Source organism: Pseudoalteromonas sp. APC 3694 (genome assembly GCF_030407565.1).
Classification (GTDB): Bacteria; Pseudomonadota; Gammaproteobacteria; order Enterobacterales; family Alteromonadaceae; genus Pseudoalteromonas; species Pseudoalteromonas tetraodonis.
In genome coordinates this window covers 19065-30790 of the sequence record NZ_JASDDE010000044.1, presented here as the reverse complement: position 1 = coordinate 30790, position 11726 = coordinate 19065, and the positions used below count along the sequence as shown (strand labels likewise).

9 protein-coding genes and 1 pseudogene are annotated in these 11726 nt (G+C 36.9%); 5 read left to right on the top strand and 5 right to left on the bottom strand.

Annotated features, from left to right (window positions below):
• Window positions 1-6: 6 nt before the first annotated feature.
• Window positions 7-447, top strand: a complete 441-nt coding sequence (locus QMA00_RS14170; protein WP_290157755.1) for a transposase — start codon at window positions 7-9, stop codon at window positions 445-447.
• A gap of 110 nt (window positions 448-557) precedes the next feature.
• Here the strand turns inward: QMA00_RS14170 and QMA00_RS14165 are convergent, their stop codons facing one another.
• From QMA00_RS14165 to QMA00_RS14155, 3 genes are read right to left on the bottom strand one after another with little or no spacing between them, the layout of a single operon-like run.
• On the bottom strand, window positions 558-944 hold the full coding sequence (locus QMA00_RS14165; protein WP_024599461.1) for a diacylglycerol kinase: 387 nt from the start codon (window positions 942-944) through the stop codon (window positions 558-560).
• A gap of 12 nt (window positions 945-956) precedes the next feature.
• Window positions 957-2585 carry a phosphoethanolamine--lipid A transferase gene (locus tag QMA00_RS14160; protein ID WP_024599462.1) on the bottom strand — a complete coding sequence of 543 codons (1629 nt, stop codon included), beginning with the start codon at window positions 2583-2585 and terminating at the stop codon, window positions 957-959.
• Window positions 2586-2587: 2 nt separating this feature from the next.
• On the bottom strand, window positions 2588-4573 hold the full coding sequence (locus QMA00_RS14155) for an LTA synthase family protein (protein ID WP_356947894.1): 1986 nt from the start codon (window positions 4571-4573) through the stop codon (window positions 2588-2590).
• 142 nt (window positions 4574-4715) lie between these two features.
• Between QMA00_RS14155 and QMA00_RS14150 the strand changes: the two genes are divergently transcribed.
• The 3 genes and pseudogenes from QMA00_RS14150 to QMA00_RS14140 all read left to right on the top strand — a co-directional run.
• Window positions 4716-5390, top strand: coding sequence for a response regulator transcription factor (locus tag QMA00_RS14150; RefSeq protein WP_024599464.1), 675 nt, complete (start codon window positions 4716-4718; stop codon window positions 5388-5390).
• Window positions 5390-6796 (top strand): ATP-binding protein, encoded by a 1407-nt coding sequence (locus QMA00_RS14145; protein WP_024599465.1) that lies wholly within the window; start codon window positions 5390-5392, stop codon window positions 6794-6796. The genes QMA00_RS14150 and QMA00_RS14145 overlap by 1 nt, the downstream gene beginning before the upstream one ends.
• Window positions 6797-7033: 237 nt before the next feature.
• Window positions 7034-7456 (top strand): annotated as a pseudogene (locus QMA00_RS14140) (tyrosine-type recombinase/integrase); the annotation flags it as partial.
• Here QMA00_RS14140 and QMA00_RS14135 read toward each other — a convergent pair.
• Window positions 7419-7985: a hypothetical protein gene (locus QMA00_RS14135; protein WP_010554769.1), complete on the bottom strand. Its 567-nt coding sequence runs from the start codon at window positions 7983-7985 to the stop codon at window positions 7419-7421. The pseudogene QMA00_RS14140 and the gene QMA00_RS14135 overlap by 38 nt on opposite strands.
• A 128-nt stretch (window positions 7986-8113) precedes the next feature.
• A complete protein-coding gene (locus QMA00_RS14130) occupies window positions 8114-8410 on the bottom strand; it encodes a MerR family DNA-binding protein (RefSeq protein ID WP_080668968.1) in 297 nt (98 codons plus the stop codon).
• Window positions 8411-8636: 226 nt separating this feature from the next.
• Here QMA00_RS14130 and QMA00_RS14125 point away from each other — a divergent pair, with 226 nt between their 5' ends.
• Complete coding sequence (locus QMA00_RS14125) at window positions 8637-11636, top strand: Tn3 family transposase (RefSeq protein WP_076923155.1); 3000 nt, start codon at window positions 8637-8639, stop codon at window positions 11634-11636.
• Window positions 11637-11726: the final 90 nt, after the last annotated feature.

Here is an 11726-nt window from a genome sequence, read left to right as displayed (position 1 = left end):
ATTTAAGTGTTCACGATAAAACCGGAATCGGTGTTCACCATCACCGGAATACGCACTCCTAGGCTTTTAGCTACTTTAGGGGAAGATAAATCTCGTTTTAGTAGCGCACAAGAAATACAAAACTATGCAGGCTTATCGCCAGTTACAGAGCGTAGTGGTCAAAAAAGCTGGGTACATTGGCGCTGGCAATGTTCTAAATTTGTCCGTCAGAGCTTTATAGAGTGGGCTTCCAAAAGCGTAGGGCAATCTTATTGGGCGGGCATTTATTACGCACAGCAAAAAGCGAAAGGTAATTCACACCAATCGGCAGTAAGAGCGTTGGCCTATAAATGGGTAAGGATCTTATTTAGGTGCTGGAAAACAGGAAAAGCTTATGATGAATCAAAATATTTAAAAGCACTAAAAGAGAAAGGTTCTCCTCTTTTAGTGGTAGAAAAAGCTTGTTGAGTGCCTCAGGGCGTGAAGCGGACATTCAAGCGTAACCCGTTTCTGCCCCAAAACGAGTTTAGGCGACGGTCGCAAATGAGCGATAAGCGATCATTGAGATTGGATAAATTTTAAAAATAACCAATATAGCTTATAAATACAGAAATCCAGACGAATGAACTTATCAATAGCGCAATTAATACTGCTGCGGAGCCTAAATCTTTAGCGAGACCTGACAATGGATGAATCTCTAAGCCAACTCTGTCTATTGTTGCTTCTATTGCTGTATTAACAACCTCTGCGAATATCACAAATAAAACAGAGATTAGTAGCATGACCTTTTCGTAAATACCTATCTGCCAAATCGAAATAATAATTAGCGATAAAGCGAGTAAAAAAAGCTCTTGTTTAAAAGCAGCTTCATTTTTAGCAAGCCATTTAAATGCACGCTGTGAATTTTTAAAAGCTAAAACTACTCGATTAATACCTGACGGCTTATTTGCACTATCAAATTGCATTGGAAACTCTCTTTATAGACTTAGGGCCTTACAGGCGTTAAAAATATCGTATTCAGGTTGGTATTGACTGCTGCTTACTTGAGTTAAGCCAAGTAAAGTGTCAAAAATATTGTCGTGTGAAAATACTTTTGAGCGTTGTAACTCAATACAATGATTAAATTTAGAGTTAGCGAGTTTATTACTCCAAAAAATCATTGGAATATGGGTTTGCTCGCTTGGTGCTAATGCATATGGAAACCCGTGAAGGTATAAACCTTTCTCACCAAGTGACTCACCGTGATCTGACACATATAGGAGTGACTTCTTTGTTTCGTTACTTGCTTGTAATACTTTTATCAACTGGCTTAACACCTTATCTGTGTATGCGATAGTATTATCATATGTGTTTGTTAGTTCAGTTGTACTACAGTTCTGAATATCGCTTCGAGAGCAATCAGGTTTAAACAAACTTTCGTGTTCAGGATAACGACGATAATAAGTTGGTCCATGTGAACCTATCATATGTAGAACAACCAATTTATGTTTAGCGTTACTAGTCGCTATCTTGTCTGCTAGTTTCGTAACTAATATTTCATCAAAACAGTAATGACCATCACATAACGGATGTTCTTTATTCGGCTCAATGTTGTCTGATTTGATGCGAGCACACACTCCTTTACAGCTGCTGTTATTATCAATCCATGTTACTTCAACACCACTACGCTGAATAATGTCTAGAGCATTTTCTTGACTACTAGCAAGCCGAGAATCATATTCTTTGCGGTTCAGTCGTGAAAACATACAGGGGACTGAAATAGCCGTTGCCGTTCCACACGATGAAACATCACTAAAATACTTTACGCCTAACTTGGGAGTATAAGTATTCGTTGCTCTACTATAGCCTTGTAGTGAAAAGTTAGCCGCCCGAGCTGTTTCCCCGACAACCATTACAGTTAGCGAGGTGCTCGTTTTATTTTTTAAAGTGGGCAAGTTATCGAGTACCTTGAAAGGTAATGGTGGATAAAAGTAATTATCCCTCAGGTATTTATAACTTGCTGTATAGAATGCAAACGGGGTGATATAACTTGTTAGCTGTCGGTTGTTGCGGCCAACAGAAGCGTACTCTTTATAAAAGGGTACAGCGATTAAGGCACAACAGAGCAAAGCTGATAGATTTAGCTTCGTAAAACTTTTTAAACGAACTCTAAAACTCCCAATAATTGTGAACTTGGAAAATAAGTAAGTAGGTACAATCCCCAATAAAAAAATAAATAACACAAGCTGAAAGTTCAAGTATGAAAATGCTTCACCTGAATTTGTTTCAACAATATTTTGTAACATGCTCTTGTCAAAAATAACGCCATAATTAAGTGTTGAATAAAACAACAATGAGCAAACTAAAACACTAAATAGAAGTATAGCTTTAACAAAAGTAATTAAGGACAACCAACTTAAAACTAAAACAGTCAATGAGAAAAGCAATAAAGGGACCGACGCGATAAAAAGCCAATTTATATGCCCTGACTGTGTTGCAGCCATAAAAGTATTGTATAAAAACAAGCCATTAAATGCGATAACGATATACATTGAAACTAAGCAAACAAATTGGCTGTAACTTACTTGCCAAGACGAAATACAAAATCTTTTAAAAGCAATTTTCATAGTTATTCCTTATCACTACTTTTATCAGCTAAACGATAAAGCTGCTCGGTGTAAGCTAAGTTGCTAAATAACACATGAGCTAGTGCTTTTTCAGCCAACGTTTGATCAACGTTTAGCTGTTCATTTTTTTCTTGTATTTTGGTTTGTTTGTTATAGCGCCAATAGCTGGTTTGTTGATTTGGCATTAGGATGACAGCGCGATCATTTTCTAGGTATGCAAAATTGTCGTAGTACTGCATCATTGCGCGTTCAACTGGATAACTTTTAGTCAGATCAAAGCCCAGCATAGGGGTTGCTTGGTCAATTCCTAAAAGTGACATCAAAGTAACAGGTAGATCAATTTGACTAACGAGTCTTGGATCGCGTTTACTTTTCATATCGCTGTTTAAAATAACAGCTGGTATATGAAAAGACTTCAAAGGGACAGGTTCAGAGCCAAAAACACGCACATCATGGTCTGCTACAACCAAAAATACGGTGTTTTCCCAGTACGACCGTGTTTTTGCTTTATTTATAAATTTACCTAGTGCGTAATCGGCATACTTAATTGCAAGATCACGCTTATAGTTTTCAGGGTTATGTCCTTTGGGTAGCGATACTTTGCCTTGTGGTATATCAAACGGATCGTGATTACTAGAAGTAAATACAAGACTAAAAAATGGCTCTGTCGAATTACTTAATTTAGTCAGTTCTTTATCTGCTTGATTGAATAAGTCCTCATCACTTACCCCCCAAGAGGAGATAAATTGGGGATTATCAATATGGTTGATGTCAACAATATCGTTAAACCCGTTTCCTAGAAAAAAGCTTTTCATATTGTCAAAATGGCTTTCACCGCCGTAGATAAACTGTGTTTTGTAACCTTCTTGACTGAATACATCCGCTAGTGAAAAAAAGTTATGCTGCGATTTAGATAGTTTAACTACTGAGCGAGATGGTGATGGTGTAAAACCTGTAGTAATTGCTTCAATACCTCTTACGGAGCGCGTGCCCGTAGCATAAAGGTTGTCAAACCCCCACCCTTGTTGATATAGCTTATCAAGTTCGGGCGTAATATCTAACCCACCAAGTTCTCCAACAAATCGGGCACCTAAACTTTCCTCAAGTATTATAACTAAGTTTTTTTTAACACCAGACACAAAAGGCTTGTTGTGCGCCAAGGTTGGAATATTTCCAACGACAAACTGTTTTCGATAAGAAGCCTTTTTGACCGTATCTATAATTTGTTGACGAAGCATTGTGCCATACAAATTACTGGCACTTTTTTCGTTACCCATGTTTTTCAGCGCAAACGCAACACTGTAAGTGGAGTTAAGAACAAGTGAGTTTACTAGTGAATCTTGAGAAAAATAGACTAATGCAGGGTTAAGCGGTCGGTGATTTAATGTACCTCTAGCAGCAAATAAGCAGATTATTAAAGCAGCCATTAGAATGGGTAAATTGGATGCTTTTTTCAGTGACGGTGGTTGTGTGAATGCTCTGCATAAAAGGCGATAGCTATAAACGCTTGTTAACGAGGCCAAAAGCAATGTACTTAACATTGCAAAAAGATGGCCATGCACTAACATTGAGAAGACTTCTTGTGGGTAATCAAGGTATTCAATATATAATCGGTTAGGCCTTACATCATATTGATTGATGAATGCAGGTGTTGATGCTTCAACAATAACAACTACAGTTACAACGCAGCTACCGTAAAGTGTAAAAATACGCTGGAAAAGCTCTGTTTTAGGGCGTGCAACTACATGTAGTATCAGTATAAAAACCCCAATAGTTGCTAAGTATCCAATGCTACTTAAGTCTATTCTGATTGCTCCTGATATGATCGGCCAAATATCACCATCATTTAATCTTGAATGTTGCCAAAACAATAAAGCAATGCGGGAAGTTATAAAGATTGATATCAATATAATAGTAAAACGCAACAAGGGTTTTAAAACGGAAGTATTTGCTGTCATAGTTGTGCTCGATCTTAATAATTGCAGCAATACTAAAAACCGAAACTTAAGAAATCCTGAGTCTAAACTTAATATTGGCTAAACTATGGAAACTTAAGCAAGTCTTAAGTAAAACTTAAGCTATATGGCGTAACCTAATGATGAAGATGCATTTCAGGTGAATGAGTAACACATGAAGTTATTAATAATTGAAGATTCAGCGTCACTAAGGCGTAGTTTACGAATTGGCTTAGCAAATCTAGGCTTTGCGGTTGATGACACCGGTGATGGTGCACAAGGGCTGAGTATGGCGATGACAGGTGAGTATGAGCTTATAATACTTGATATTATGTTACCGAGTATCGATGGTATTACTTTATTGCAAACCATAAGAACCAAACAGCTTGATTCTAAAGTCTTAATTTTGTCAGCTATGCAAGAACCTGAAGACCGTGTTTTAGGGCTTTTAACAGGAGCGGATGATTATCTGACTAAACCCTTTTCATTTGATGAGCTCCACGCTCGACTGCTAAATTTAATGCGCCGTGGAGGATTGAAGATGATGAGTGATATCATAACTATTGATAATTTAGCACTGAATTTACAGTTAAAACTGCTAAAAGTTGCTGACAATGTTATCGACTTAACACCCAACGAGTACAAAATTGTCGAATGTTTATTTAGCAATCAAAATAAAGTGTTTAGTGCAGAAAAGCTAAGTACCTACCTTGCAGGGCAATATGATTTGATATCAAAGAACTCGATTGAAGCCCATTTATCATCTGCTCGCAAAAAAGTAAGAGTTGCAGGAGGGGAGCTGCCAATTCAGACCAAACGTGGTTTTGGTTATATTGTACAAGGACAATAATGAAATCTATTCGCAGTAGATTAGTTGTTACACTTTCGGTAACTATAACTAGCTTTGTTTTATGCATTTTGTTGGCAACCGACATTGCTGTTGATAGTTGGATAGATAATGAGTTTGATCGCAGCCTGCAATCCAAAGCAGGTATGTTAATGACCTTAGTACATAAAACTAATGAAGGTTTTTCGTTTCACTTTTCTAGTGAGTTTTTGCCCGAGTTCGAAGGGGAAATAGAGCCTGAGTACTTTCAATTATGGAGCAAAGAAAGTGTTTTTACCCGCTCAAAAAGTTTAGATTTATTTGAAGTTAAAAACCTACCATATGAAAGCTTAGAAATTGGCGAGTCAAAAATACTCCCTATACAATTATCTGATGGCCGAGATGGTCGGGTGTTTTATAGTCGTTTTATACCACAAGAAAAAGACAATATATCAGTAGACACATATAAAAAAACAAATGATGAGCCACTGACTTTAGCTTATGCAGCGTCTTCTGAGGAAGTTGATTTTGTACTTTGGTTGATTGACGTTATTTTTATAGTCACCATAATTACAGTTATTGTATTTATTCGATTATTTGTCAGGAAGGCGATAGATACATCACTTGCGCCATTAATTAAACTCAACCAAGATATCAGTCAGTTAAGTATTACCAGTGAAGGCTCACAGATATTTATACAAGATCCAGTTAAAGAGCTCTTGCCTATTGTTGAAAGCTTAAATGCTTTTATTAAAGAGAATAGACAACTTTACCTAAGGGAAAAGCGACTTACATCCGATATTGCCCATGAAATAAAAACGCCCATTGCCGAACTTATAAATATGGCAGAAGTTGCTATCAGGTTTCCAAATGAGATTGAGCTCAATGAGGATTTTAAGCCTGAAGCGTTGAAAATAAGTTTACGGCTTAAAAATATCGTGTCGAACTTATTGCTATTACATAAATACAGTAATGGTAAGCTAATCAAACAAGATGCTTGTGATTTAAATCAAGTCATTACCAGAGTCTTAGAAAACACTAATTTATCGCGTGTAAATTTGGAGTTGAATGAGAATGCACCAGCAATTATAAGCAACTTGTTTGCCCTCGAATCAATTATTAGCAATTTAGTTAACAACGCTAAACAATACAGCCCACTAAATTCAAAAATTTTAGTTTCGACAATGATTTCAAAAGAAAAACTTTTATTTTTGTCAGTTACTAACTCCCTTATTGAACCTTTGAGTGATAATGATATAGACCAATTATTTGACCCTTTATGGCAAAAAGACACTTCAAGAACATCGAATGATAACTTTGGATTGGGGTTATCAATCGCTAAAACGCTTAGTAAAGCAATTGATGCGCAATTAAGTGCAGAAGTTAGTGACAGAAAAATCACATTCTCTTTAGCCTTAAACACTGATTAGTTTATTTAGCCCTACATAGAAATAAAGGCTGGGGAATGCAATTATGTGATGAGGCTCCTAAATACTTAATTGTACTGGTAGCTATCAAACAATCAACTCCGTTTCTGCGGCTTAGCAGGATGTTGTTATCACTATACATTTTACAGATCCGCCCTCCGGCTCTAACTCGTTTTTGTCCAAATCCTAATCAGTAATACATCCACTATCCTCATAGTGACTTTTAAATAGGAGGTCACTATGAAACCAGAACTAAATCACAATGCTACTGGTGTGAAACGTCCTTTCAAGCTTGAAGAGATTTGGCGTATTCGCACTCGAATTGAAATTCAAAACAACTTGATGCAATTAGCTTTACTTAATTTGGCTATAGATAGCAAGCTAAGATCATGTGACTTACTCTCTTTAAAAGTTCGAGACGTCACTACTCTCGATCAAGTATTTGAAAGGGTTCAATTAACGCAGAAGAAAACTGGGATCGAAGTTCAATTTGAGATAACTCCGAGAACACAACAAAGTATTATCCATTGGATTCAAGAAGTTAAATTGCAACCCAGTGATTATTTGTTTCGGAGTATACGTCGCTCTAATCAACCAATAAGCTATTCATATTACAGGTCTATCATCAGGAGCTGGGCTGAGCAATTAGGACTTGATTGCGACTTGGGGACAAGAAAACCTTCGATGATAAAAACGCCATATCGATTGCACAACCTCTCTGCGAAGCAATAATGTCGATGACCGCTCGTACCCGTTTATCCTCAGGGCGCGATGAAAGCGCAGGACTATAGACTAGCCCTACCGCTTTATTTACTGTTTTCCACACTTTGTCGATATCGACGTCAGTAAATAGATGCTGAGAAATGGATCCCAATTCTTTGCTAGTAAGCGGCAGAGTATTAATTCCATCACTCCTGGCTTGACGTAAGGCTTTGAGAAGTTGTTGGTTTTGCCTATCTTCAGGCTCTAAATAGATGACTACAATCTGATTGTCCTGTGCCAAAACCTTGTGAGGGACATCTTCGAAAATCACAATACATTGTCCGGTGTGAATACTTTGTGCCTTGTAATCTTGAACCGAGATGTCTTTGTCTAAACCAATGCAAATTTGGACAGCATGATGTGCATGAACATCATTATCAGGACTGATTCCGATGTAAATCGCTTTGTAGGGCCACAAATGAATATGCATGGCTGACTCAGTATCAAAAGTTCAGGCTATTGATTTTTGCCTTATAAATCTATACAAATGACGAATGTTAGCCGATAGATACAAGTTAAGGTGAGCGCGCACAGTGAAATTGTGTTCTTCTTACAATTTTAAGTGTGTAAATAATTTAAAATACCACAGTCCCTAATGGTTTTGTCTTGGTCACACGATGACGCCATATTTTCGAGTGATGACTTTAATACGTTTAGCTCTTCAATGCGAATAATGACGTCTGATAAATGCTTAGCTATTAACGTATTGATATTTGAACAGCTCTGATCTGGCCTCGAACGACTGCCCATTAGCGTTTTTACTTCCATGATAGACATATCTAGGGGTTTTGCGCCCATCCCCTCGAAATTAACCTTAGCTTGAATTTTCACGCTTAGAGTAACTTTTCGTACCATTGGACTTCACCCCTTGAATAACACAGTTTGTATTATTTAGCCCATCCCCTCGAAATCGGCATTAGTATTCTTAAGTAATAATACACAGTGGTAAACTATCTTATGAAAAGTTTACCACTTTAGTCGCTTAAATCGGCTTTATGGTAATGTTAAGCAGTTGACTGGTAAACATTAACCTCATTGATTAAGGTATGCTGATTAAAAATAACAAGAAAGGCTTACCACTATTTCTTCATCAAACACCAAGCGTATACAAATTCTCAGCGAATCAGAAATCAACGAACTCTATGCCTTACCCAATTTTAACCGTAAAGATCGTGATGATTATTTTTCGTTAGATAGTGAAACTCAAAGGCTCGTCAACGAATTAAGACGTATTGAAACCAGAGTGTATTTTATCTTACTGCTTGGTTACTTTAGGTCACGGCCAATAGTATTTAATTTCTCATTTACTCAAGTCAGTAATGATTTAGATTATGTAAGATCCAAGTATTTCAGCGATAAAGATATGTCTCTTGAGGATTTATCACCAACAACAAAAACTAAGCTGATTAATAAGTTATTAAAATATACAGGGTTTACAGCATACCAAAGCAAGTTAGATAAAGAGCCGCTATTAAAAAGGCTTAACGATGTTGTAAAAATCAACCTTGAACCAAGGTATGTTTTTGATGAATGTATTGCTTATTTTGGTCAAAACAGAATAGCGCTAGCTGGTTATACAACGCTGCAAGACACTATTTCTACGGTATTATCAAATGAGCGTAACCGAATTGAAATGGTGCTGCTTGATAGTTTGTCTTCAGGTACCAGAAAAACATTACTTAAATTACTTGAGTCAAATAATACCTTTACTGACTTAGCCAAGTTAAAGAAAATGGCTAAGGACTTTTCAACGAGCCAAATCACCCAAGAGCTGAAGACGCATAGAATTATACGCTCGCTTTATCCAGAAATTAAGTCACTGATTGCTGAACTGGAGCTATCACCTAAAAATCTTGAATACTATGCTTCACTGGTAAAGCACAAGTCCGTTTATAAGCTTAGAAAACACGCAGATAGCCAAACTATTTTATATCTCGTTTGTTACTTGTTCTTCAGGTACCGAGAGACTAACGACAATCTTGTTGCTGCATTTATTTACTTGGTAAGGAAGTTAACCGAATCAGCTAAAGGCTATGCAAAGCAGCGTATTGTTGAAGATGTAACCATTGTAAGAACCAAATTAAAATCCGCTGGTAGTTTATTAAAGTACTTCATCGATACCGATATGGACGATGATTTAAGCTTTGGTGATGTACGTAAAAAAGCCTTTGAATTGATCCCTGCTGACAGTATTAAACTGTTAAGTGATCACTTAGATAATAACGACTTTGATGGCCGTCAGTACGAATGGCAATTTATTGATAAACAATCCAGTAAAATTAAAAAACTTATCCGCTCATTATTTATGTCTATCGATATTGAGTTCATTCATTTAAAGGATGAACTCCATGAGCAGTATGTTATGGCACATTCTGAACTTAGTGAATTAAAGGCTATCCAAACCATTAACATCGATGTGGTACCTAAACATGACCGAGAGTATTTAGAGGGAGAAAATACCAAATTAATTGCTAATCGATTTGAGTATTTCCTTTATCGTAAAGCCGAACAATTATTTCACAGTAATAGCTTAACGGTGAAAGAAAGCGTTAATAACCGTAGTTTAACGTCAGATCTTATACAACCTAAAGAATGGCAGCAAAAAGAGACAATCATTGAAAACACTGGCCTTGATAAGCTGGCAACACCGATTAACCAAACACTCGCAGATAAGAGCCAACAATTAGAAGTTAAGCTGAAGGAAGCAAGCGAGCATATCTTTAGTGGTGATAATAAGTATGTTGAGTTTATTCCTGGCAAAGCCGAACTCAAGTGGTCAATTCCTAACAGCCGTTGGCAACAAACAATTGAAAACCCGCTCTACAATCAAATTCAACACATGGGTATCGTTGAACTCATGTTGTTTGTTGATCAAAAGACAGGTTACTTAAATTCATTTACACACATATCAGCAACTAAAGAAAAATCACCAGTAAATAAAGAAGATCTGATCGCCTGTATATTGGCAAACGGCACCAATTACGGCCTATATAAAATGGCGAATATCTCTGACCGTTCAATGGGTAAATTACGCAGTGTAGATGATAGTTATGTCAGATATGAAACACTCAAAACGTCTAATGATCAGGTTTCTAATGCTATAGCCACGTTGCCAATATTTGCCTATTACCATGTGGACGATAATCAGTTGTTTTCAAGCATTGATGGTCAAAAATTTGAGTGTCGCATAAATACGTTTAAGGCTCGGTATTCGTCTAAGTACTTCTCCAAAGGTAAAGGTGTTTCAGCATTAACATTGGTTTCTAATCATGTTCCGGTGAGTACGCAAGTCATTGGCGCTAACGAATATGAAGGTCACTTTGCTTTTGACTTACTCTATAACAACTCTTCAGATATACAGCCTAATACCTTATCGACCGATACGCATGGTACCAATAATGTTAACTTCGCTATATTAGATTTCTTTGGTTACACATTCGCCCCTCGATACGCGAAAATGAAAAAGGTGTTTTTTGAGCTATTTGAAGTGACTGAAGAGAACGGAGGCCGTATTCAATTAAAGAAAGATATTAATCATAAGCTAATTGCTGAAGAATGGGACAATATTCAGCATATTGTTTGTTCATTGAGTCGTAAAACCACCACTCAAAGCACAATCATTAGAAAGTTGAGTAACGGCAAGAGCCGAAGATTGTCAGCATTGCATGAGTACGACCGTTTAATTAAATCTATTTATGTTTTGGAGTATGTTGATAATTCAACGTTGCGTCATTACGTCCAGCAAGCCTTGAACAGAGGTGAAGCATACCATCAGTTAAAACGTGCTATTACTTCAGTTAATGGCAATAAATTTCGTGGGGGGAATGATTACCAAGTATCACAATGGAACGATTGTGCTCGACTCATTTCAAATTGCATTATTTATTATAATTCCGCGTTACTATCGGCATTTTTACAAATCCAAGAGAGGAACGGTAGGCAAGATGTGGTTGATGTTATTTCTCGGCTTTCACCTGTTGCTTGGCAACACATTAATCTAAATGGGGAATATGCCTTTAATAAAGACCGCAAAGAAATCGACTTAGCTGGTTTACTTAGTGATGTAGAATCAATAAGTTAAAGAATGCCATCTGTTTGTATTTCTAATTCAAAAGGTACTGCGCATCAAAGTGCCATTAAAAATTGGAGGTGTTGATATTCTATATGCTTG

Coding starts and splice junctions, on each gene's coding strand:
- QMA00_RS14150 (WP_024599464.1), top strand. CDS start 4,716: ATGAAGTTATTAATAATTGAAGATTCAGCGTCACTAAGGCGTAGTTTA.
- QMA00_RS14165 (WP_024599461.1), bottom strand. CDS start 944: ATGCAATTTGATAGTGCAAATAAGCCGTCAGGTATTAATCGAGTAGTT.
- QMA00_RS14160 (WP_024599462.1), bottom strand. CDS start 2,585: ATGAAAATTGCTTTTAAAAGATTTTGTATTTCGTCTTGGCAAGTAAGT.
- QMA00_RS14135 (WP_010554769.1), bottom strand. CDS start 7,985: ATGCATATTCATTTGTGGCCCTACAAAGCGATTTACATCGGAATCAGT.
- QMA00_RS14145 (WP_024599465.1), top strand. CDS start 5,390: ATGAAATCTATTCGCAGTAGATTAGTTGTTACACTTTCGGTAACTATA.
- QMA00_RS14130 (WP_080668968.1), bottom strand. CDS start 8,410: ATGGTACGAAAAGTTACTCTAAGCGTGAAAATTCAAGCTAAGGTTAAT.